Below are 947 nucleotides of genomic sequence, written 5' to 3' on the forward strand. Positions count from 1 at the left end.
ATCGCCAATGCCTATAAGGACGTCGTCTCGAAGTTCGTCCACGGCCAGATCAAGAGCTCGGACGAAGCCGTCACCCAGCTCGTCCAGGCGATCGACGACGCCCGCTGAGGCCATTGCGATGAACAATGCTTCCCCGCGTGACCTGCGGGGAAGCTTTCGGGGAGGAGATGACATTATGAGCACCGTTGCGACCACCGATCCGGTTCTGACGCCCGGGCGATCGACGGGTATCTCGCTGAGAAGCCGGCTGCAGGATGCGCTGCCGAAGATCGTGCTGGCGCCGAGCTTCGTCATCACGCTCATCTTCGTCTACGGCTTCATCGTCTGGACGGCCTATCTCTCCTTCACCAATTCCAAGACCTTTCCCTCTTATGCGCTGACCGGCGCGCGCGCCTATCAGCGGCTGTGGCGCTGGACCTTCGAGAGCGATCCGCCGTCCTCCTGGTATACCTCGATCACCAACATGGCGATCTTCGGCTTCCTCTATGTCGGCATCTGCCTGGCCCTCGGCCTGCTGCTCGCCATCCTGCTCGACCAGAAGATCCGCGGCGAGGGCTTGCTGCGGCCGATCTTCCTCTATCCGATGGCGCTGTCCTTCATCGTCACCGGGGTCGCCTGGAAATGGTTCCTCGATCCGGGCCTCGGGCTCGAGCAGACGCTGCACCACTTCGGCTGGACGAGCTTCCACTTCGACTGGATCAAGAACAAGGACTTCGTCATCTACACCGTCGTCATCGCCGGTGTCTGGCAGGCATCCGGCTTCGTCATGGCGATGTTCCTCGCCGGGCTTCGCGGCATCGACGGCGAGATCATGAAGGCCGCCCAGATCGACGGCGCCTCGCCCTTCCAGCTCTACCGCCGCATCGTCATCCCGCTGCTGCGGCCGATCTTCCTCTCCGCCTTCATCGTGCTCGCCCATATGGCGATCAAGTCCTACGACCTGGTGG

1 protein-coding gene is annotated in these 947 nt (G+C 62.3%); it reads left to right on the forward strand.

Annotated elements, in window-relative coordinates:
* Positions 1-175: 175 nt before the first annotated feature.
* The coding region (locus tag CO666_RS33400) for a carbohydrate ABC transporter permease (protein ID WP_097616201.1) at positions 176-947 on the forward strand (772 nt) is incomplete at its 3' end.

Origin of the sequence: Rhizobium chutanense, assembly GCF_002531935.1 — a bacterium.
Classification (GTDB): domain Bacteria; phylum Pseudomonadota; class Alphaproteobacteria; order Rhizobiales; family Rhizobiaceae; genus Rhizobium; species Rhizobium chutanense.